This window comes from Bacillus cereus group sp. N14 (assembly GCF_016483555.1).
In the GTDB taxonomy this organism is placed as follows: domain Bacteria; phylum Bacillota; class Bacilli; order Bacillales; family Bacillaceae_G; genus Bacillus_A; species Bacillus_A wiedmannii.
Window position 1 is genome coordinate 23009 of the sequence record NZ_JAEHBQ010000016.1, and the last position, 22734, is coordinate 45742.

A 22734-nucleotide genomic window follows, 5' to 3' on the forward strand; every position below is an offset into this window, starting at 1 on the left:
CACAAACCCAAGGTTTTAAAGGGTTTGTGCTTTTTTAATCAAACGTTTGTTTAAATATTTTTAACTGTCCATTCTGCCATTATGTTCTTTAATATTTGTGTGAAGTCCGCTGGGAAAAGATGACCCAAACCTTCTCTCACAATTAATTTACAGTTCACATTATATTTCTCGAACATCGACATTAATTGAAGCGTGTTTTCGTAAAACGGATCTTTATCTCCCGTAACAATATATCCTTCTACATTCGTTATATCATTTGATACGACTATACTTTCAATTGCCTCAACATCTCGAATAGCGGGTATAGCTGCAATAAATTTTTGAGTCTCTAACATATTCTTTAACGCTAACTCTATCGCTATATTTCCCCCTTGAGAAGCTCCCGCAAGGATGGTGTCTTCCAAGTCATATTTACCCATAAAATCATTAAAACTTTTCATAATATCTTTTATAGCTATATCATGATTATCCCAGCTATAAGAATTCATTCCATGTACTTGTGAGGATTGAGAAAAACCTAACATATACTCACGTAATATTTCTTCTCCATACCAATACGGTGCAAAATCATTTATGTTTGATCCTCTCCAATGTAAAGAAAATAGTCCTGTCTTCGCCTCTTCATTTCCATAAGTAAATAATTTCGGGTCGGCTGTTAGCTGCTGTTTCTTAAAGATTTCTTCACACTTTTTCACTATCATTTTAAAAGCTTCATTCTCTCGTAATTCCTTTAAATCTTCATCCTGCATAAGTGTATGTGGATTCCACCAAATCCCCTTTTCTAAAGCTTCATTTAAACTAACAATTGCTTCTTCATACTTCCCTTCTATCGAAAGTACACACGCTTCCCAAAAGCTAGTTTTATCCATCCTTTCAGGGAACTCTCTTTTCGCTTTATCTATGTATCTATAAATAACATCAAAGTCTCCTTGTTCGAATAAACGAAATAATTCATTTTGCAACTCTACAAACTGTTTACGTTTCAAACAATCATCTCCCTTTTTCTAAATATCAATATCAGAAAAAAATAAAAAGCTATGTAGCCTTTTAATACTACATAGCCTTCTTCTACAAACTGTTACTTACTTCCTCTACTAGCTTCTTCGTACTTTCATACGGAGATTCAGCTAAACTAATCGCGGAAATAACAGAAACGCCGTCCGCACCGGCTTCTATAACCCCAGCGGTATTTTCAATTGTAATGCCACCAATCCCAACGATTGGTATTGTAATTTCTTGTTCTCTAAAATGAGCTAAACCTTTCGTTCCTTGCACAGCTTTCGTATCTTTTTTCGTACTCGTTGGGAAAATAGGGCCAACACCTAAATAATCAGCTCCGTTTTTAATTGCCCAGCGTGCTTCTTCAATTGTATGGGTAGATACACCAACAATTTTATCTCCCATTTTTTCACGAACAGAAGTAATTCCTTCATCATCTTGTCCAACATGCACACCATCTGCATCTAACTCGAGAGCCAGTTCCACATCATCATTTACAATGAATGGTACACCGTACTCCTTACAGACTGCTTGTAATTCTTTCGCAAAACAAATACGTTTCTCTCCCGTTAAAGCGCCTTCCCCCTTTTCACGAAATTGAAAAATTGTTATACCGCCTTCAAGTGCATCTCTCAATACTTGTAGTGGTTCCTTCGCACAATTGTTACTTCCCATGATAAAATATACTGATAATAATCTAGACATTTCAGCCTTTGTAATACAGGGCATCTAGTTCCCCTCCTTACTATATAAGCTCAATCTTCCCATACTTCTCAATATCACCCGAAGTGGTATTCGCTAACTGATTTAAAAATTCAATTTGGAAACTACCAGGTCCCTGCTCCACTGTCTTAGCAGCTGCCAGTTCCGCAGCTACACCATAAAACGTTAATGCCGCTACTGCTGCCTTTACATAATCCTTTTCTACTGCTACAAATGCTCCTATTACAGAAGTTAGTAAACAACCAGTTCCCGTAACTTTCGTTAAAATAGGGTGACCATTTCGAATAAGGATCGTTCGTTCTCCATCTGTAACAACATCTTCTTTTCCAGTAATCACCGCTACTGTATTTAATTCATCCGCTGCCTGCCTTGCAATACTTACGACATTGCCATTTCCAGCACCGGCGTCTACCCCTTTAATTTCCCATCTCTCATTAATAACGTTCGCTATTTCAGCTGCATTTCCGCGGATAATCGCTAAATCAATTTCGGCCGGAATATGTCTCGCAACTTCTGTTCGATACGATGTTGCTCCTGCACCAACTGGATCAAACAGTACTGGTACATTGTTCACATTTGCTGATTTACCTGCAAGTAACATCGCTTCTACTTCTTCAGGGCGAAGTGTCCCCATATTTAATACTAACGCTCCAGCAATGCTAGCCATTTCTGCTACTTCTTCTTTTGCATATGCCATTACAGGCGATGCTCCTAACGCTAACAAACCGTTAGCTGTAAAGTTTGTTACAACAACATTGGTAATATTATGAACGAGCGGATTAGTTTCTCTCACCAAATCCACTACTTTACTAATTTCTTTCATATTCATTCTTCTCATCCCCTAACTATAGTGATGGGAGATACACAAAAAGACACTTTGCGCGTACGCAAAGTGCCTTTTTGTGCTTTTACACTCTCCCTACGCTGGCATTATCCAACAGGTTCAAATGGTCAATGACGGATTAGTCATACTCTCAGTTTGCATCCACAAACTCCCATGTGTTTAGTATTCTTCTACTTCAAAGTCTACTCTTATTCTAGTAAAATAACAAGTTCTTTACTTTTCTATTTAATATAGAAGCAACTAATAAAACAATACGTATAATAAATAAGTATCTATTTCTCATAGTCTCATCATGGTGCATATTATGTTCTGTCGCCATCATTCACTTTCAAACAGATGTTATCCCACTAAAAAACGTTCAAATCTGGAGCGAAACTGAATCTCAAGAAGATGTATGCTATAGTTAACGTATGGAAATTTGAAAGGATGTTTTAAATATGTCAAAAAGCGTTGTAATCGCTGAAAAGCCTTCCGTTGCCCGTGATATTGCTCGCGTACTGAAGTGCGATAAAAAAGGAAACGGCTACCTTGAAGGTAGTAAATATATTGTAACTTGGGCTTTAGGTCATCTCGTTACATTAGCAGATCCAGAAAGCTATGATGTGAAATATAAAAAGTGGAATTTAGAAGATTTACCGATGCTACCAGAGCGTTTGAAATTAACGGTGATTAAACAAACAGGGAAACAATTTAATGCTGTAAAAAGTCAGCTTCTTAGAAAAGATGTAACTGAAATTATTGTAGCAACAGATGCTGGACGTGAAGGAGAGTTAGTCGCTCGCTGGATTATTGATAAGGTTCGAGTTAACAAACCAATCAAACGTCTATGGATTTCATCCGTTACTGATAAAGCAATTAAAGATGGCTTCGCTAATTTAAAACCAGGTAAAGCATATGACAATTTATACGCTTCTGCAGTTGCACGTTCAGAAGCTGACTGGTATATCGGTCTTAACGCGACTCGAGCTTTAACGACTCGCTTTAATGCCCAGCTGAATTGCGGCCGTGTTCAAACACCTACTGTCGCTATGATCGCTAATCGTGAAGATGAAATAAAGAACTTCAAAGCTCAAACTTACTACGGCATCGAAGCTCAAACAACGAATCAGTTAAAACTAACTTGGCAAGATGCAAACGGCAATAGTCGCAGTTTTAATAAAGAAAAAATCGATGGTATTGTAAAAGGTTTAGATAAACATAATGCTACTGTTGTAGAAATTGATAAAAAACAGAAGAAGTCATTCTCTCCTGGTCTTTACGATCTAACTGAATTGCAACGTGATGCAAATAAAAAGTTCGGTTATTCTGCGAAAGAAACATTAAACATTATGCAGAAATTGTATGAGCAACATAAAGTGCTAACGTACCCTCGTACAGATTCACGCTATATTTCATCTGATATCGTTGGAACACTCCCAGAACGTCTAAAAGCATGTGGCGTTGGAGAGTACCGTCCTTTAGCACATAAAGTATTACAAAAGCCTATCAAGTCTAATAAGTCATTTGTTGATGATAGTAAAGTAAGTGATCATCACGCAATTATTCCGACAGAAGGATACGTTAACTTCTCGGCCTTCACAGATAAAGAACGTAAAATTTATGATTTAGTTGTAAAACGTTTCTTAGCCGTTTTATTCCCAGCATTCGAATACGAGCAACTAACGTTACGCACAAAAGTTGGTAATGAAACGTTCATTGCACGCGGAAAAACTATTCTACATGCCGGTTGGAAAGAAGTATATGAAAATCGATTTGAAGATGATGATGTAACTGATGACGTAAAAGAACAACTTCTACCTCACATTGAAAAAGGCGATACATTAACTGTAAAGTTAATTATGCAAACATCAGGTCAAACGAAAGCACCTGCACGATTTAACGAAGCTACTTTACTTTCAGCAATGGAAAATCCTACGAAATATATGGATACGCAAAATAAACAACTTGCTGATACGTTAAAATCAACTGGTGGATTAGGTACTGTAGCGACACGAGCTGATATTATCGACAAGCTATTCAATTCATTCTTACTTGAAAAACGTGGTAAAGATATTCACATTACCTCAAAAGGCCGTCAGTTACTTGATTTAGTTCCAGAAGAGTTAAAATCACCTACACTAACTGGTGAATGGGAACAAAAGCTTGAAGCAATTGCGAAGGGTAAACTGAAAAAAGAAGTATTCATTTCAGAAATGAAGAACTATACGAAAGAAATTGTTTCTGAAATTAAATCAAGTGATAAAAAATATAAACATGACAACATTTCAACGAAGTCTTGTCCAGACTGTGGTAAACCAATGCTGGAGGTAAACGGCAAAAAAGGAAAAATGCTCGTTTGCCAAGACCGTGAATGTGGTCATCGTAAAAATGTATCTCGTACAACAAACGCTCGTTGCCCACAATGTAAGAAGAAGTTAGAATTACGTGGTGAAGGTGCCGGACAAATTTTCGCATGTAAATGTGGCTATCGCGAGAAATTATCGACATTCCAGGAGAGACGTAAAAAAGAATCTGGAAGCAAGGCTGATAAGCGCGACGTTCAAAAATATATGAAACAACAGAATAAAGAAGAAGAACCATTAAACAACCCGTTCGCAGAAGCATTAAAGAAATTAAAATTTGATTAAACAAAAAGGTTCCTACCTCTATCGGTAGGAACCTTTTTTTATTAATGAATAATTTTACTTCCTTTTGCGTTCTCAACAAACTTTTCACTCGATTTGTTAATTGGTGTTTTCAATAATAACGCAGCGATAACGATGACTACTACGAACACACTTAATACAAGTAAATCTCTAATAACTATATCCCAAAGCATGCCACCTACTGTTTCACGAATTGCACTAATTGCATATGTGAATGGTAAGAACGGATAAATCGCTTGGAAGAATGGTGGTGTCATTTGAATTGGGAACGTACCACCCGATCCTGCTACTTGAAGCACAAGTAAAATGATTGCCATCGATTTCCCAACGTTTCCGAAAATAGAAACGAGTGAGTACACGATACAAACAAATACTCCGCCAATAAATAAACTAAATAACACAAACCAGAATTTATCGACTACGTACGTACCGAGTAAGAATATATCCCCCATCGATACGATAAATGCCTGCGAAAGACCTATCGTTAAGAATGTTAATAAACGTCCAAAGTATATTTCATGGCTCTTATAATTCGCGCCCTCTTCATGTACTTCTACCGTTAATAACGAAACCATTAATAGTGCGCCTACCCATAATGCAAGCACTGTGTAGAATGGTGACATCGCTGAACCGTAGTTCGGCATCGCAAATAACTTATTCTCTTTTAAATTTACTGGATTCGCGAAGTAATCACTTTGCTTTTCAACATCATTTTTCAATAAGCGTATGATATCTTTTATATCCTCTTCTGATTCAAAATCACGAATTTTATTTGCTAATTCTTTAATCTTTTTCTCAGTAGCTGGCATTTCAGCTTTAATATCTGCAATTTTCTTTTGACCATCTACTAAGCCTTTTGATGAGTCTTCAAGTAATTTTTTCACATCTGGAAGCTTCTTATCTGCCTCGCCTAAAATTTGAGATGTATTTTTAGACATCTCTTTTGTACGAGCAATTGCTGCATTGAAATTCGGAGTGATTTCCGAGTCATATTTAGCTAAAATGTCACCAATTTGGCCCGAAACATTTTTAGACACTTGATTAATACTTTCAATAACATCTGCTGCTGGTTTTTGACCTTTATTAATAGCGTCAATTCCTTTATCAGTTAAATCCATTCCTTTTTGCAAACCATCTTTTGCTTTATTTAACTTAGCAATTGTGCCATTAAGATTTTTATCACTATTCACATCGCCCAAAACTTTATTTGTACTTTCCATAACCGGAATCATATCATTAACTAAATTCCATCCTGCTTTGAACTGTCCATTTAAATCATTTAAGGCTACTTTTGTAGAATCTAATCCATTAACACCTTTGTTACTTAAGTCTTCTCTTGCTTTTTCAAGCTCCGTTTTTAATCTGCTGTAATCATTTACAGCCTTATCATATTTTTCTCTACCATTGTCTAATGCTTCATTTGTTTGGTTTACTAAATCATTTGCTGCTTTTATATCTTGATTTAAATTCCCTCTTAACTGCTGAGCGTCTTCTTTTACATTTTCAGCTGTGTTTTTCAATTGCTCAGCTGTGCTTACTGCTTTTTCGAAATCTGCTACAAATGTTGCATTATAATCCTTTTCAGCTTGATTTACTAAATTATTTACTGTATCTAATTTTTGATTCACAGCATCTCGCACATCTTGTTTAACTTCTTGTCCGGAACTAATTAAATCTCCTACATGCTTAACTCTATTGTTAACATCCACCATAGAATTTTTAAGCACCGTTAAACTTTCTACTCTGTTCCCAAAGAACTGTTTACCAAAGTCCGTTGAAGCTGATTCTTTAAAAGTTGTAAAGAAATCAATTAAATATGAAACACTATCAATACGGTCTTGGAGAAGTTTTGAAGCATCCTGAACGTTTTTCTGTGCTACAGCTGGATCCACGCCCTTATTTTGAAGACCATCCATAACACTTTTCACATATGCCGTTCCAACACGAGTAGAACTAAAAACATTATTTACAGTTTGATCAATATTTTTAGCAATATTTTTATACCCCTCACCATTCACTTGCGGTAACGCTGGAATTTCTGGTATTTGTGGTACGTGCGGAATAGTTATATTAGGCAACACCGGGAATTTAGCCGGATCTGGAAGTGTCAGATTAGAATCAAATGATGGATTTTTTAAGAAATCCGTAATTGCTGCCGCACTATCTAAACCTTGTTGCATTACAATTAAATTATTCTTAATTGTTCCAGGTGCACGTTTCAATGTTTCATCATTTCTCGCAAAGAATTTATCTAAATTCCCTAACGCTTCTTGCCCATCATTCATAACACTTTCTACAACTGGCAACTCCTTTTGCGCTACTTTCACAACATCTTCTGCCCGAGTCGCATCATCTAATGCCTTATCCACAAGTGTATTCATTTCTGGGAATTGTGCTTCTAACTTAAAGACAAGATCCTTGACCTTCTCAATACTCGGTAAGTTAGTTTCTAAATCGATTCCAAGATCGTTGAAGATTTCAAAAATCTCGCCGTTTGCTGTTTTAACAAAGTTTTTACTAATCTCTTCTGTCAGCCCCGATGCACCTTTAGCTGTAATCTTCGGCGCAATGGCATTGACCTTTTCATTTACGTAATAATCAATTTCTGGTTTCTGTGGATTTTCATTCAAGACTGTTGCAATCTTTTCAGAGAAATCCTTTGGAATAGTAATACTTGCAGAATAATCTCCACGCTCTACCCCATAAATCGCTTGCTTTTCATCAACAAACTTCCACCCAAAATTTTTGTCCTTCTTAAGTGAATCTACAATTTCTTTCCCGATGTTAATATCTTTCCCTCTTAAATTTGATCCAACATCTTGGTTAGAAACTGCAATCTGGATTCCTTTCGTATTTCCATAAGGATCCCAAGAAGCTTTAATGTTAAACCATGCATATAACGATGGTAAAATCATTAATCCTAAAACAATAACAATCGCAGCCCAATGTTTGGCCACATTCCGTAAGTCTGTCTTATAAATACGCCAAATTTGTTTCATATAAGTTATCACCTAATTATATATTTTTCCTTCTTTAGAAAATGATACATGCATTTTGCAATTATATCACTTTCTACATCGTGGATTAAACGAAAACACACTATTTTTCCCATTAAATATTTCACTTACTTCATTATATAACGAAGTAAAAAAAGTATGCATACAAAATGACCAAATTAGTTTTACATTCAATAATAACAAATATATAGGAAATGTCATAAAAAATACAAGTATTTTCTCTTGGCAATACTTGTATTCCTCAAAAAAATCCTCACAGCTTTTCATCATCTGTGAGGATTTCTTCTATTATATATCTACTTGTACTTCTACACCGAAATGATCTGAAATTACATTTCTGTTCGTACCATTAAAAATGACTTTTGAAGAACGAACTTTTTCACTTTGGTTACACAATATTAGATCGATTCGTAAGTTATGTTTATTTTCATCCCAACCAGCAATCTCACCTTGGACAGTTGTTCCTTCATCCTTCTCTATTGCTAGTTCATATGTGTCATACAAACCTTTTTGCATCATATATTCATAACCTTCACCTTGTAAACGGGCGTTATTATTAAAATCACCCATTAAGAAGGAAAGTTCATTACTATCTACACGCCCCATCAAACGATTAACTTGATCTTTGAATGATTCTTCTTCATCATTCCACCAACCGAGGTGGCAAGAGTAAAACGTTATGTTCTTATCATTATAAGCAATTGTCGCACTTACAATTTTGCGTGTTTTCCAATACGTTGTATCCTTATTTTCTGAAATAAAGAACGTATCTTCCTTTACAACATTATGCTTCGTTATAATCGCTAATCCTTCTTCATACACATCATAACCAATATGAGAGAAATCCCAAGTAATATTGTAATCTTTTACATGTAACGCTTTTAACTCTTCTAATAGTAAAAGTCCAAAATTATCTTCTTTCTTGTTACCGCATACATTTCCAGCTTGTATCGACTGACTTACTTCTTGCAATGCGATGACATCGTACTCTTCTTCTTGAATGACTTTAGCAAGATATTTTATCTTTTCCATTTGATTCTCTTCTTGCCAAGAGTGACAGTTTAAAGTTAGCAATTTCATCTTATTACGCACCTAACATATCTTGAATGTCTGACTTTAATACATCAGCTTTCGGACCATATACTGCTTGTACACCTTTATCTTTTACGATAAGTCCTAAAGCACCATTTTGTTTCCACTGTGCTTCTGGTGCAACAACATCTAAATCTTTTACTGTTACACGTAAACGCGTCATACAAGCATCTACGTCAGCAATATTTTCTTTACCCCCTAATAAATCAATAACTTTTGTTGCTAATGAACCATCCTGTACATTTCCTGTTCCTTCTGATGACTCATCTTCATTATCAATATAGTTACCTGCACGTCCTGGTGTTGGTAAATTGAATTTTTTAATTAAGAAATTGAATAATGTAAAGTTCAGACCGAAGAACACTAATGAAACGATAACGAAATTGATTAAATCTCTTGTTAGTCCTGCATTAACCATCATCGGTGTACGAGTAATTAATTCAATAAATCCAAACGCGTGAACACGTAAGTTAATTAAATCTGCTAATGCGAATGCAAGTCCTGTTGTAATTGCATATACAACATATAATACTGGAGCAATAAACATGAACATGAATTCAATTGGTTCTGTTACACCTGTTAAGAATACTGCTAATGCAGCCGATAAGAACATTGGTTTATATTTTGCACGTTTTTCTTTATCAACATTACGGAACATCGCGAAAGCAATACCCATTAACGCTGCTGTTGAGCCAATAACTTGTCCAGCTTTGAAACGAGCTGGTACAACGTTATTTAATAAATCGTTATATGCTTTCGTATCTCCATTTGCTAGTAAATTATTTAAGTCTGTAATCCATGCAAGCCATAAAGGATCTTGTCCTGCTACAATTTGTCCAACTTTTGAGCCAGTTAACATCGTATATGTTCCGCCTAGCTCTGTGTAGTTCATCGGAATCGTTAACATATGATGTAATCCAAATGGTAATAATAAACGCTCTAACGTTCCATATACAAATGGTGCAACAACTGGTGCACTATCTTTAGATGCTGCAATCCAGCGACCGAATTCATTTAATCCACTTTGGATGAACGGCCATAAAAGTGATAATACAATTGCAGTGACTGTAGACCAAACAATTACAACGAATGGTACGAATCGTTTTCCATTAAAGAATGCTAATGCCTGTGGTAGTTTGTTATAGTTATAATATTTGTTATATAAATTAGCTCCTAAGAAACCTGTGATAATCCCTACGAAAACTCCCATGTTTAATGCTGGTGCACCAAGTACAGAAGTGAAGTAATCTTTTACAACTAAATCTCCTGCTAATACTGAAGAAACTGTAGCTTTTGAATCCGTTAACATTTCAGCGTTTACGCCAAATATAGCTCCTGTAATTCTGTTTGTTAAGACGAATGCTAATAGCGCTGCAAATGCACCACCTGCACGATCTTTCGCCCAAGATCCCCCAATTGCTACTGCGAATAAGATGTGTAGATTTGTAATAATTGCCCAACCGATGTCTTCCATTACGCGAGCGATTGTATGAACTGCGTTAATATCCCCAGCAGACATCCCAATTAACTTACCGATAGAAATCATTAAACCCGCTGCTGGCATTACAGCTACAACAACTAATAATGCTTTCCCGAACTTTTGCCAAAAATCAAAAGACGTAATTTTCATCTGTTCTTCCTCCCCTTTATTTATAACAACATAATGATTTAAATTATAATTTCTGTTTCTATTATGAAAACGATTCCTTATGCTACTTTATTTTTATCTTTACGCAACCGTTTTCATAAATCTATTTTAATAAAAGCGTTTTCACTTTGCAATAGAAATTTATTTTTTTTCATAAAAAAAGATGCTCTAAGAGCATCCTTTTTTATTATGAAATGCGATAAACCCTTGTTTCATAAGGTTTTAACGTGATTGAAGTTACTTGTTCATTTTCTACAACTTCATAGTTATTTAAAAGCAAACGTTTGCGTTCTAGTGCAAATAAACCCTCATTATACACAGCTACCTCTTTTGAGATATTACTAATTACAACAATTTTTTCATCGTTTAATGTACGAGTATATGCATAAATTTGTGGATCATCTTCTAAAAGTAAATCATACGTACCGTAATTCAGTACATCGTGCTCTTTTTTCAAGGCAATCATTTTCTTATAGAAATTGAAAATAGAGTTCTCTTCATTCTTTTGCTTTTCAACATTAATTTCTTTATAGTTTGGATTCATACCAAACCAAGATGCACCTGTTGTAAAGCCAGCATTCATCTCATCGTTCCACTGCATAGGTGTACGTGAATTATCGCGGCAAGAAGCCCATATAATTTCCATCATATCTTGATGTGATACGCCCTCTGCAATTTTCTCTCGATATAAATTTTTAATTGCTACATCATCATAATCTTCAATATTTGGGAATTGAACGTTCGTCATCCCAATTTCTTGTCCTTGATAAATAAACGGTGTACCGTGCATAAAGAAATACATTGCTCCAAGAGCTGTTGCACTTTCACGCCAATATTGTTTATCGTCTCCCCAAGTTGAAACGATACGTGGCTTATCGTGATTCTCAATATATAAAGCATTCCATCCTTTATTTTCTAACCCTTTTTGCCATTTCGTTAATACCTTTTTCAAACCTACAACATCAAGATCTTTCTTCTTTTCTGCATCCCATAAACTTAAATGTTCGAATTGGAATACCATATTGAACTTACCTTGCTCTTCTCCAACCCAAAGCTCAGCATCTTCAATCTTAACGCCATTCGCTTCACCAACAGTCATAATATCATACTTAGAAAACGTATTTTCTTTTAACTCTTCTAATAAAGGTTGAATACCATCCACATTCATATGTTTATCAAAAGATGGTACATACTTTAGTTCTTTTGGATTTGGCATATCTTTGAAACCATCTTCTTTTTTAATATGGCTGATTGCATCCACTCGGAAACCATCAATTCCTTTATCAAGCCACCAATTAACTGTATCGTATAACACTTCGCGAACTTCTTTATTCTCCCAGTTTAAATCTGGTTGTTTACGCGAGAATAAGTGTAAATAATATTGTCCTGTTACTTCATCATATTCCCATGCCGAACCATTAAAAATACTTTCCCAGTTGTTTGGTTCCGCACCATCTTTACCATCATGCCAAATATACCAATCACGCTTCGGATTGTCTTTAGATGAACGTGACTCAATAAACCATGGATGTTCATCACTCGTATGATTAATAACTAAATCAATAATAAGCTTCATATCACGCTTATGAACTTCATCTAGTAAAGCATCAAAGTCTTCCATCGTACCAAATTCATCCATAATGTCTTGATAATCACTAATGTCATAGCCATTATCATCATTAGGTGACTTATACATTGGACAAATCCAAATTACATCTATACCTAAATCTTTTAAATAATCCAGTTTTGCAATAATACCTTGTAAATCTCCAATACCATCACCATTTGAATCCATAAAGCTACGCGGATAAATTTGATACGCAACCGCTTCTTTCCACCATGTCTTTTTCATAGTCATTCTCTCCTTTTGCATCCCATCAGAATTTTATGCAAACGTTTTCGTAACACTATCATAACAAAATATGAATAGTTTGCAACTGTTTTCATTGAACTCTATGTAGATTCCTTATTCTTATGCTTTATTTATTTCTCACAAAAGCAAATCTCATTCCTCACCTGCTCTTGTCCACGCACGTTACATATGCTCGGTTAAAGATTTACGAGAAAGCTTTATCAATTGGCCCGATATCGACATTAAAAATTGGCAAACTAGTTATTACGGCCCTAACTTTCAAAGATTGCGTAAAGTGAAAACCATATATGATCCTTGCAATGTTTTTCGTTTTCAACAAAGTATCCCTCCTTTTCATACGTAAAAAAGGAAGAACAGAATGCTGTTCTTCCTTTTTACATTGAAAATCGTTCAATTGTTTGTTTTAAGTCCGTTGCTTGCTTTTCTAAATCCTTTAACAATTGATCGATTACTACCATATTTTTAGATTGTTGCAACGTCACACGTGCTACTTCTTGTGAACCAGCTGATGTTTCCTCAGCAATTGCTGCTACAGCCTTCGTCTGTGCTCCTGTTTGATGAATATGACTCACTTGTTCGTTCATATAGCCACTAATTTGCTTCGTTGCATCAGCAACTTCCATAATACTTGATGACATTTCTTTTAAAATTAATTCCGTAGCTTCCCCACGTTTCGCCTCTTCTTTAGCTGTTTTCACTTGCTCTGTCATTTTCAATGCGACTTGTTGCACTTCTTCTTGCATATTCCGTAATAATTGCGATATATTTCTTGCAGAATGATCGCTTTCATCAGCAAGTTTACGTACTTCTTCAGCTACAACTGCAAAGCCCCTTCCATGCTCTCCAGCACGAGCTGCCTCAATAGAAGCATTCAGTGCTAATAAATTCGTTTGACTAGCAATCTCGCTCACAACAGAAACAATATGTTCTACTTGTTTCATTCGTTCTTCTAACTTCTGTACATTTTGCATCGAATTTTCATTTTCTTTTGCCAATGTTTGAATACCTTGAATTAAAGAAGTAAAGACTCGTGTACTTTGCCCTAAAGCTTGAACCATTTCTAAAGACAACTCGTCAGACTGTTTTGCTTTTTCTTCTACTTCACTCGCAATAGAAGTTGTTGTATCAACAGCAGAAACAATCGCCTGAATGGAAGCTGCTGATTGCTCGGCGCCAGAAGAAATCTCTGCAAGGGTTTCAGACACACCTCGTGCTTGCTTTGTCGCTTCCCCCGTTTGCCTTCTAATTTGCTGAACTTGATTATTTGTATACGAAAATGTAGTATCAATATTTTTTACCATACCTCTTAAGTTCCCTAGCATCATATTAAATGCAACACTTAAAGATTTAATCTCATCATCAGTTTTTGGTAACGGGACATCTTCACGAATATCGCCATCGGCCGCTTTCCTTGCAGCCTCCTCCAACTTCCGAAGTGGTTTAATTAAAAAGATTGCTGCTCCATACGCTAAAATTCCAGACCATACTACACCTAATAACATAACGATAATATTATAAACAGTTTGACTTACATAACTTTGAAAATAATCGTAGATTACGTAAATAAAAAATATACTTGTTGAATATGTAATAAAAGCTAAAACTGTAGTAAATAGCATAAGTTGTGTACGTAAACCAAAGGAAAATGTCTTCCTTTCTTTTTCCATCTCTTCTTTCCCCCTTTTTATAAGCAACATAAGTACTACCTATATATTATTATCCATATTTTCGTTATAGAAAGATATAGGGATTTTAAAAATCATTATTTCTTTGAATATCAAATTAACTGAAAAAAATAAAGGATTATGACAATTTATGACTAATAACAGAAATAAGGGGCAACATTTGTAAAATATATTTTGACTGGGGGTTTTGTATGATTCAGGTTCGAAATCTAGTAAAATCATTCGGCTCGCTTGATGTTTTAAAAGGAATTGATTTACAAGTAAAAGAAAAAGAAGTTGTTGTTTTAATTGGTGCCAGTGGTTCCGGTAAAAGTACATTACTTCGCTGTCTTAACTTTTTAGAAATGTACGATGAAGGTGAAATTCGCTTACAAGGTGAACGAATTGATCCACAGCATTCAAATTTAAACAAAGTCCGTGAAAATGTCGGTATGGTTTTTCAGCACTTTAACCTCTTTCCTCATATGACCTCACTAGAAAACATCATAGAAGCACCTATCCATGTAAAAAAATTAGAAACGGTAAATGCAAAGGATATCGGAAATCAGCTTTTGCAAAAAGTCGGCCTACAAGATAAAGCAGATGTAACTCCTCACCTCCTGTCAGGTGGTCAAAAACAGCGCATTGCCATTGCACGAGCTCTTGCTATGAATCCTAAAATTATGCTATTTGATGAACCTACCTCAGCCTTAGACCCTGAACTTGTTGGAGAAGTATTGCAAGTTATGAAAGAACTTGCTGAAGAAGGAATGACCATGATTATTGTTACTCATGAAATGAATTTCGCAAGAGATGTAGCTGATCGCGTCATATTTATGGATGACGGAAAGATTGTAGAGGACGCTCCGCCAGCACAATTCTTTTCAGCTCCATCACATGAACGAGCAAAACAATTTTTACGCAACGTTTTATAATGTAACTTCTGTTTCAAATGAAAAGAAATACATTCATACGGTGCACAACTAATTGTCCAAATAAAATATCTCAGTAACATACTTAAAACCATCCGTATGATCAATATATAGGAGGGGTTTTATGAAAAGAAAACTATTAACCATTGTTGCGAGTATTACATTATGTACATCCTTCATACTAGGAGCCTGTAGTAAGGAAAGTGCTACTACTTCTTCAAATGGTAAAAAAGAATTTCGTTATGCGATGAGTGGCTTATATAAACCTTTTAACTATAAAGAAAATGACGGAAAGCTTGCCGGTTTTGATGTAGAAATTGGTGAGGCACTTGCAAAAAAAATGAATATGAAACCCACTCCTATTACAAATCCATGGGAAACGCTAATTCAAGGTCTACAATCGAAAAAATATGATGCTATATTGGGCAGTATGGCAATTACAGAAGAACGCTTAAAAGCTGTTAGTTTCTCAAATCCTTATTATCGTTCTGGTGCCCAAATTTTTGTGGCTAAAAAGAATACATCTATCTCTTCTCCAGAAGATTTGAAAGGTAAGAAAATTGGTGTTGTAAAGGCTAGTACTTTTAAAGACCTTGTTGCAAAACATACAGATCAAATCACAGAATATGACAGCGATATTACTGCACTTATGGACTTAGAGCCTGGACGTATTGATGCAGTAATCACTGATCAAATGGTTGGTTTACGTATGATCAAAGAAGGTAAATCAAATATAAAAGAAGCTGGAAAACCATTAAATCTTGATGAAATGGGAATTGCTATTCGTAAAGATGATAAAGAAATGGTTGAGAAAGTAAATAAAGCTTTAGATGAAATCATTAAAGATGGTACGTATGAAAAAATCAGTAAAAAATGGTTTGGGCGTAATATTCTCGGCGAAGAGGAAAAAACGAAGTAAATTAGCTAGTCAAATGTTTCATACATTATGCCCCACTTTTTATGTGGGGTATTTCATTCCCTACCAAAATCCATACAATATGAGGTGACACATATGTTTGAAATTTTTATGTCTACTTATCCCACACTCTTAAAGGCTACTATTGTCACATTACAATTAACACTAACATCCCTATTACTTGGTTCACTAATTGGATTACTATTCGCTTTTTTTCGAATCTCTAACAATAAGATTTTAAATAGTATTGCTCATGTATATATCGCCATTATTCGTGGTACACCTTTAATTGTTCAAATTGCCATTCTCTATTTCGGTATTACATCGATTATTGTCTTCACTCCTTTTTGGGCAGGAGCAATTGCTTTAGCAATCCATAACGGTGCATATATTACTGAAATTTTCCGCGGTTCCATTCAATCTGTCGACCGTGGACAATTGGAAGCTGCTCGTTCTTTAGGTATGCCTTATCCTTTAGCAATGCGCCGTATTGTATTACCGCAAGCATTTCGTCAATCTCTTCCTCCTTTAGGAAATCAGTTTATTATTGGATTAAAGGACTCTTCTCTCGTTGCATATGTAGGATTGTCCGAATTATGGGGATCAGGTTTATCAATTGCTGCAAGTAACTTCCAACAATTAGATACATACATAATCGTTGGTTTATATTACCTCGTACTTGTTCTTCTATTTACTTATTTTGTTAATCTTTTAGAGAAACGATTACAAAGAAAAGAAACAAATTCAGTTCAATTTAGCAAAAAGAATAAAAAAGAAGTCTCTTTATAAAAAAAGCAAGCCTGAAATGGCTTGCTTTTTCACTGCAAAATATATCAATTTTTACTGATTTACTTTTTTAATACTCTCTTCTTCCTCTATATGTTGCTCACGATATGAAATATTATGAGGATCTAGTCCATTTCCTAAAGAACCATAGAAATGCTCTCTATGCGGATCCACTAATTCACTTCCTTGATAATACACACGTGGTGTATTCCATAGCGCTGCCAAAGCTTTTGTCATTGGCATCTCATGATAGCGTTCCGGCCACATTTCTTTAATTTTCTCTTTTACTAACGGATAGTATTTAGAGCTCATAGCAGGGAACAAATGGTGTTCTGTATGATATGAGAAATTGAAATGTAAAACGTCTACCCAGCGCGGTACTGTTACTGATAAACAGTTCGCTAACGGATCATTTACTGGAACAATTGGATTTAATCGATGATTTGTTGCGATATATGCCATTACAATAAAGTTAGCAATTAACAATGGAATTACATATGCAAATAACCATTTTCCAGGTCCCATAATAAACAATAAACTAATCCAAACAGTCCAAGGCAAAAGAAGTTGAAGCCATACAGATTTTTGATTGGATGACTTAAATTCCTTTATAAAATGAAAGAACATTCGAGTCGAATGTAACGTAAATTGAATGGTTAGTGACAGAAAACTAAAGAATGAACGAACATGAAGAGGCATGCGATATACCCACCTTAAAAACTTACTCTTTTTCAGTTTCTCAAGTGTAGGCCATGCATCTGGATCATTTTCTTCATGTTGTGTATGAACATGATGCGTTGCATTATGCCACTTTCTCCAAAGCTTCGGGCCAGTTGATAATGGCATAAATGCTATCGCGCCTAAAAAATCACGAAGCCATGCTTTTCTTACAACAGTTCCATGTAAAATTTCATGTCCTAAAAATCCAAGTGAAGCAAAACATAATCCAAGAACAATCGCAATTCCTAGATTCGCCCACACATTCAATTCAAATACACCAATCGATATTAACCCCGCCAATGCCACAAGCAAATAAGCCAGTCCACCAAATAAACGTGTAGGAACTGGTTTAAATGCTTTTTTCGGCAAATGTGGTGATACACGTGCTGCATACCACCCAAACGTATGAAGCTCCTTCATCCTTTTGCCCCTTTCTTATGCTGCGTCTTGCGCAACTTACATATATCAATTCTTGCTTCCAGATTGATTTTACTAGCTGATTAAAAAGCATCTATGTATAAGGAAAATATACTCACTCTATCGTCACTTATCTTTTCGCTTTTATTATCAATGAAAAACATTTCTCTTTTTACTCTCTATCAACCTTTCCACATGATGAATCATATCAATAGAATTTCCATATTGTCAACAACTTTTATGACCTAGTAATAAAAGTTGGTTATATTTTTATAATCATACTTTATTCCACTAAAGAAAAAACATAGATTTTATAAGGTTTTACCCATTATGCATATACATATGCTGACATACTATAGACTCTATCTTATTCAAGAACTCTCTGTGTAAACAACAAATAAACTCACCTAAATCTAGCTTTGCACAACTCCTATCTCTTCATACCGACAACACCAAAATTATATTAAAATAATTTTATCTTTCTTTTAATAAAAATAGGCTCTCTCTAAAACAGCACACATGAATTTCATATCTTATGGAAATATTAAAAGGAAAATTGTTCTAAAATCGGGAGGTTTCTATAATGACAAGCGATACATTTCCACAATTCCCATTATCTTATTGGATTGAATCTACTCAAATCCCTGCTTTTCCCCCTTTATCTGAAAATGTAAAGACAAAAGTTGCCGTTATCGGTGCCGGTATTACAGGTATTACTACTGCCTATTTACTTGCGAAAGAAGGCATCGATGTTGTTTTAATTGATTCTGGTCTTATTTTAAATGGAACGACTGGGCATACAACAGCAAAGGTAACAGCACAACACGATCTTATTTATGATGAATTAATCAATCATTTTGGTTTGGAAAAAGCGAGGCTTTACTATGAATCAAATAATCATGCTCTACAATTCATAAATGAGACGGTGAAAACATATAAAATCGACTGTAATTTCTCAAATGAAGATTCATATTTATATACAACTACTGATAATGGATTAAGAAGTTTATCAAAAGAATATGAAGCCTATCAAAAATTAAATATACCTTGTGACTATGTTCAATCTCTATCGATTCCGATTCCAGTACAATCTGCAATTGTCATGAAAAACCAAGGACAATTCCATCCCCTCCTTTATTTGAAAACACTTTTAGAAAAGTTTGTAGAGATGGGTGGAAAAGTTTATGAACAAACAACAGCTATTGATGTGGAAAAGGGTGATTATCCACAAATCATTACAAAGAGCGGACATCGCATCACTTGTGAATATGTTGTCTCTTGTTCACATTTTCCTTTTTATGATGCGAATAGCTTTTTCTTTACGCGAATGTACGCAGAACGCTCTTATGCTCTTGCCATTAAAGCAAAAACAGATTATCCAGGTGGCATGTATTTAAGTATTGATGATCCAAAACGCTCCTTACGCTATACAACAAATAATGGGGAACAATTAATTTTAATTGGCGGAGAAAGTCATAAAACAGGACAAGGAATAAACACGATGCTTCATTACGAAGCACTGTACTCTTTTGCGGAAGCAACGTTTGGAGTAGATGAAGTTCCCTATAGATGGTCAGCACAAGATTTAATCACGCTAGATAAGCTTCCTTATATCGGACATATTAACGAAAGAAATCCAAATATATTTGTTGCAACTGGATATCGTAAATGGGGAATGACAACTGGAACTGCTGCCGCTCATTTACTGAAGGACTCCATTCTAAAAGTCCACAATCCCTATAAGGAACTGTATGCACCATCACGCTTCCATGCAAATCCAGATATAAAAACATTCCTCTCCCAGAACATTGATGTTGCGAAACATTTAATTGAAGGAAAGATTGAAACCGCATTACGTAAGCCAGAAGATCTCGAAGTTGGTGAAGGATCTGTCGTACATGTTAATGGGAAACGAGCAGGTGCTTATAAGGACAAAGATGGGAAATTACATATTGTCGATACAACTTGTACACATCTCGGCTGCGAAGTTGAATGGAATAATGGTGATTGTACTTGGGACTGCCCTTGCCATGGTTCCCGCTTTTCAATTGAGGGAGATGTTATGGAAGGTCCAGCAGATCAACCGTTAAAACGAGTTGATAATGAGTAAACAAATAAAGAAGTTCAACAGGATTCCTGTTGAACTTCTTTATTTGTTATAAAACCTTTTCAGATAAACTTCGACATAAGAAGGGAAATATTAACATCAAATAAAATAATATATTTATCTATAAATAAAAGGAGGGAATATTATGCAAACTTCAGCTCCACCTCATCTAGAATCTACAAAAACTATCTTTTCAAGCTCTATTACAAAACTTGTTGTTTTTATTTGTTGGCTAGCCATTCTAGCTGATGGATATGATTTAGGTATTTACGGTGCCGTTCTGCCAAAGCTCCTAGAAGACAAAAGCTGGACACTTTCACCGGCACACGCTGGTACAATTGCTAGCTATGCTTTATTTGGGATGTTTATTGGCGCTATTCTAGTTGGAACCATTACAGATCTAATTGGACGAAAATGGACGCTTATATGCTGTTTAGCACTTTTCTCCATCACAATGGGCCTTGCTGCACTTGCTCCTTCCCCTGAATTATTTGGTTTATCTCGATTTATCGGAGGAATCGGATTAGGCGGTGTTATTCCAACAGCTTCAGCACTTACTGTTGAATATTCACCAAAAAAGCGACAATCTTTTATTTACGCTCTTATGTTTACTGGCTATCCTTTAGGTATCGTGTTAGGTGCTATTTTGTCTATGTTTATGTTAGAAGATTTCGGATGGAGAATTATGTTTGGCATCGGAATGATTCCACTACTCCTCATTCCTTTCATCATTCGTTATTTACCTGAATCCATTCAATTTTTGTTATCACGTAATCGCCAAGAAGAAGTGGAACAAATCCTTAATCGTTTTCAAATTGAAATCAATGCAAAAGAGGAAACTCATCAAGCCCCATCTAATATAAGAAAAAAAAATGGATTTCTTACGTTATTCTCAAAAGAGTACATAAAAGCGACGCTGCTTTTTTGGATTACTTATATAATGGGAATGTTTTTAATATACGGTTTAAACACTTGGTTACCGCAGATGATGCGCCAAGCAGGATACCCTCTTGGATCTAGTCTATCATTTTTACTTATGCTAAATATTACTGCCGCAATCGGTGCATTATTTGCTGGAGCAATCGCGGATCGTATAGGGGCTAAAATTGTTATTAGCATCTCCTATCTTATGGCAGCTATATGTATTGGACTATTAACAATTAAACCATCTGTTACAATCATTTATCTTCTAATCGGCCTTGCTGGAATTGGATCAGTCGGTATTACTCAAATATTAAATGCATATGTAACACAATACTTCCCATCCCATATCCGAGCTACCTCCTTAGGCTGGGGACTTGGACTTGGCCGAGTTGGTGCGATTGCTGGTCCTATTCTTGTCGGTATTATTATGACAATGCAATATGACTTAGCATGGAATTTTTACTTATTCTCATTCGCGGGTCTTCTTGCAGCTATATCTGTTTTCTTTATTCCTACAAAATAAAAAAAGAGCACAAACTCACTTGTGCTCTTTTTCATATACTTCAAACAACATATCTCGAAACAATGTATTTAAACTCTCAATATCGATTCCTGATCCCTTTTCAATTCCTTTTACATATTGCTGATAGTAATGAATTTGTTCTTCTAAAAATTGATTCAACACCTCAATTTTTAATCCAACATCTAATTCAGTACCTGCCTTTTTCTTTATTAACAACTGTTCAATTTCATTTAATACGCTACGTTCTAACGATAATTCTGTAATCAATCGATCGAATTCTACAGGTGGTAAAGTTGTTTTCTCCTCTAGCCACTTACAAGCTAAAATAGGACGCAATACATAAAAGTATTTTTTCAATTTTACGTTCTCACCTTGCAAAAATTCACGATAATTTTTTGAAGCCATATGTAAGTAATGATATATCGTTGCTTTTGGATCAAAGTGCTTATTACTCATTTGCTGAAGCTGTTCTGGAAAATGAGAGTTTTTCGAATAGAAAATCGGTGATCGAATCCATTCGAGTAAAGCTGGGTTTGACTTTGCGAATAACTGTAACGCCTTTTTAATATCCCATCCGCTTATATCTAAATCATCACTAATCGGATACTCAATTACATCTCGTTTATCATGAATTGATAAATACCACTCTACCGGATGCATATAGACAAATCTAACATCATAATCACTATCTTTCGATGGAAATCCCCAAGCACGACTCCCTGATTCCACTGCAAATAAAATTTTCACATCATTCTCTTGTTCAATTCTTGCTAACTCCACTCTAATTTTCTCTCTCATTTCATACCCTCTCCATTTTTTGATTATTTCCTTGGAAATTCGACAAATATACTGCTAATTTTACTACATACTAAAATAGCTGTCAGAAAATTCCCGACAGCCTACT

16 protein-coding genes, 2 pseudogenes and 1 riboswitch are annotated in these 22734 nt (G+C 35.3%); of the genes and pseudogenes, 7 read left to right on the forward strand and 11 right to left on the reverse strand.

Annotated features, from left to right (window positions below):
- Positions 1-50 precede the first annotated feature (50 nt).
- The 3 genes from JDS82_RS20505 to thiM form a co-directional block, all read right to left on the reverse strand.
- Positions 51-986 carry an alpha/beta hydrolase gene (locus tag JDS82_RS20505; RefSeq protein ID WP_016089483.1) on the reverse strand — a complete coding sequence of 312 codons (936 nt, stop codon included), beginning with the start codon at positions 984-986 and terminating at the stop codon, positions 51-53.
- 82 nt (positions 987-1068) lie between these two features.
- A complete protein-coding gene (gene thiE, locus JDS82_RS20510) occupies positions 1069-1728 on the reverse strand; it encodes a thiamine phosphate synthase (RefSeq protein ID WP_061672150.1) in 660 nt (219 codons plus the stop codon).
- Positions 1729-1744: 16 nt separating this feature from the next.
- Positions 1745-2560, reverse strand: a complete 816-nt coding sequence (thiM, locus tag JDS82_RS20515; protein ID WP_098110585.1) for a hydroxyethylthiazole kinase — start codon at positions 2558-2560, stop codon at positions 1745-1747.
- 61 nt (positions 2561-2621) lie between these two features.
- Positions 2622-2731: riboswitch (TPP riboswitch) on the reverse strand.
- Positions 2732-3003: 272 nt separating this feature from the next.
- Between thiM and topB the strand changes: the two genes are divergently transcribed.
- On the forward strand, positions 3004-5193 hold the full coding sequence (gene topB, locus JDS82_RS20520; RefSeq protein ID WP_061672148.1) for a DNA topoisomerase III: 2190 nt from the start codon (positions 3004-3006) through the stop codon (positions 5191-5193).
- Between the two features lie 41 nt (positions 5194-5234).
- Here topB and JDS82_RS20525 read toward each other — a convergent pair whose 3' ends face one another.
- From JDS82_RS20525 to JDS82_RS20540, 4 genes are all read right to left on the reverse strand, one after another.
- The gene (locus JDS82_RS20525) at positions 5235-8210 is read right to left on the reverse strand and encodes a YhgE/Pip domain-containing protein (protein WP_000810108.1); all 2976 of its coding nucleotides are present in this window, start codon (positions 8208-8210) and stop codon (positions 5235-5237) included.
- 306 nt (positions 8211-8516) lie between these two features.
- A complete protein-coding gene (locus JDS82_RS20530; protein ID WP_000772009.1) occupies positions 8517-9308 on the reverse strand; it encodes an endonuclease/exonuclease/phosphatase family protein in 792 nt (263 codons plus the stop codon).
- Between the two features lie 4 nt (positions 9309-9312).
- On the reverse strand, positions 9313-10950 hold the full coding sequence (locus JDS82_RS20535; RefSeq protein WP_064056276.1) for a PTS transporter subunit IIBC: 1638 nt from the start codon (positions 10948-10950) through the stop codon (positions 9313-9315).
- A gap of 205 nt (positions 10951-11155) precedes the next feature.
- A complete protein-coding gene (locus JDS82_RS20540; RefSeq protein WP_046953754.1) occupies positions 11156-12820 on the reverse strand; it encodes a glycoside hydrolase family 13 protein in 1665 nt (554 codons plus the stop codon).
- A 181-nt stretch (positions 12821-13001) separates the two neighbouring features.
- Between JDS82_RS20540 and JDS82_RS20545 the strand changes: the two are divergent.
- A pseudogene (locus JDS82_RS20545) lies at positions 13002-13184 on the forward strand (BBE domain-containing protein); the annotation flags it as partial.
- A 31-nt stretch (positions 13185-13215) separates the two neighbouring features.
- Here JDS82_RS20545 and JDS82_RS20550 read toward each other — a convergent pair.
- Together JDS82_RS20550 and JDS82_RS30400 are read right to left on the reverse strand one after the other, a co-directional pair.
- Complete coding sequence (locus tag JDS82_RS20550; protein WP_412677961.1) at positions 13216-14166, reverse strand: methyl-accepting chemotaxis protein; 951 nt, start codon at positions 14164-14166, stop codon at positions 13216-13218.
- Positions 14158-14538 (reverse strand): annotated as a pseudogene (locus tag JDS82_RS30400) (HAMP domain-containing protein); the annotation flags it as partial. The pseudogene JDS82_RS30400 and the gene JDS82_RS20550, both read right to left, overlap by 9 nt.
- A gap of 179 nt (positions 14539-14717) precedes the next feature.
- Between JDS82_RS30400 and JDS82_RS20555 the strand changes: the two are divergent.
- The 3 genes from JDS82_RS20555 (at position 14718) to JDS82_RS20565 (ending at position 17142) form a co-directional block, all read left to right on the forward strand.
- Complete coding sequence (locus tag JDS82_RS20555) at positions 14718-15440, forward strand: amino acid ABC transporter ATP-binding protein (RefSeq protein WP_064056277.1); 723 nt, start codon at positions 14718-14720, stop codon at positions 15438-15440.
- A 121-nt stretch (positions 15441-15561) separates the two neighbouring features.
- Positions 15562-16356 carry an ABC transporter substrate-binding protein gene (locus JDS82_RS20560; protein WP_046953749.1) on the forward strand — a complete coding sequence of 265 codons (795 nt, stop codon included), beginning with the start codon at positions 15562-15564 and terminating at the stop codon, positions 16354-16356.
- 93 nt (positions 16357-16449) lie between these two features.
- Entirely contained in the window at positions 16450-17142 is a 693-nt protein-coding gene (locus tag JDS82_RS20565; RefSeq protein ID WP_000461606.1) for an amino acid ABC transporter permease, read from the forward strand.
- A 51-nt stretch (positions 17143-17193) separates the two neighbouring features.
- On the opposite strand, the gene desB is transcribed toward JDS82_RS20565, so the two are convergent.
- Complete coding sequence (gene desB / locus JDS82_RS20570; RefSeq protein ID WP_199713841.1) at positions 17194-18279, reverse strand: Delta(10) desaturase DesB; 1086 nt, start codon at positions 18277-18279, stop codon at positions 17194-17196.
- Positions 18280-18859: 580 nt separating this feature from the next.
- Between desB and JDS82_RS20575 the strand changes: the two genes are divergently transcribed.
- Both JDS82_RS20575 and JDS82_RS20580 read left to right on the forward strand, forming a co-directional pair.
- Entirely contained in the window at positions 18860-20386 is a 1527-nt protein-coding gene (locus tag JDS82_RS20575) for an FAD-dependent oxidoreductase (protein WP_199713842.1), read from the forward strand.
- A gap of 142 nt (positions 20387-20528) precedes the next feature.
- Entirely contained in the window at positions 20529-21830 is a 1302-nt protein-coding gene (locus tag JDS82_RS20580) for an MFS transporter (protein ID WP_199713843.1), read from the forward strand.
- Between the two features lie 15 nt (positions 21831-21845).
- Here the strand turns inward: JDS82_RS20580 and JDS82_RS20585 are convergent, their stop codons facing one another.
- Positions 21846-22628, reverse strand: coding sequence for a nucleotidyltransferase domain-containing protein (locus JDS82_RS20585; RefSeq protein ID WP_199713844.1), 783 nt, complete (start codon positions 22626-22628; stop codon positions 21846-21848).
- Positions 22629-22734: the final 106 nt, after the last annotated feature.